The 784-nt window shown below is 50.8% G+C and carries 1 tRNA gene and 1 rRNA gene; both read left to right on the top strand.

The window, feature by feature from the left end:
• Positions 1-272: ribosomal RNA gene (locus tag A3842_RS12550) — 16S ribosomal RNA — on the top strand; the annotation flags it as partial.
• A gap of 99 nt (positions 273-371) precedes the next feature.
• Positions 372-447: transfer RNA gene (locus A3842_RS12545), tRNA-Ala, on the top strand.
• The last annotated feature ends 337 nt before the right edge of the window (positions 448-784 follow it).

The raw sequence follows: 784 nt of genomic DNA, 5'->3' as shown, positions 1-784 counted from the left end.
GAGCCAATCCCAGCAAAGCCGGTCTCAGTTCGGATTGCAGGCTGCAACTCGCCTGCATGAAGTCGGAATTGCTAGTAATCGCGGATCAGCATGCCGCGGTGAATACGTTCCCGGGTCTTGTACACACCGCCCGTCACACCACGAGAGTTTACAACACCCGAAGTCGGTGGGGTAACCCGCAAGGGGGCCAGCCGCCGAAGGTGGGGTAGATGATTGGGGTGAAGTCGTAACAAGGTAGCCGTATCGGAAGGTGCGGCTGGATCACCTCCTTTCTATGGAGAATCGTTTCCTGCAACGGAGACATTCAAATCGGAAGCTTGACTTCCAGATACTTAACGCGTATCCATTTGTTCGGTTTTGATGGAATTTGCGGGGCCATAGCTCAGCTGGGAGAGCGCCTGCCTTGCAAGCAGGAGGTCAGCGGTTCGATCCCGCTTGGCTCCACCAACAAACTTCATCAATTTGTTATGTCTAGAATTACAGAAACCTTGATCCTTGAAAACTGGATACCGAAACGAAAATGCGTTTTAGAACATCTTTTAGCTGAAACTTGTGTAAACAAGTTGAAATAGTTATTAGTATGCTGGAAGCGAAGGTTTTCGATTGTGAAGCGACCTTTGGCTTTAAACAGACTAGCGAACGGATTCATCCGGGAGCGCTGTTTAAAACAAGATGAGCGAACAAGCGAAACACCGGAGCGATGGTTAAGCTAATAAGAGCACACGGAGGATGCCTAGGCGCCAGGAGCCGACGAAGGACGTGGCGAACAACGAAACTGCCTCGG

The organism is Paenibacillus sp. P3E (assembly GCF_001909045.1).
In the GTDB taxonomy this organism is placed as follows: Bacteria; Bacillota; Bacilli; order Paenibacillales; family Paenibacillaceae; genus Paenibacillus_AQ; species Paenibacillus_AQ helianthi.
This window is presented reverse-complemented; position numbering and strand designations above follow the sequence as displayed.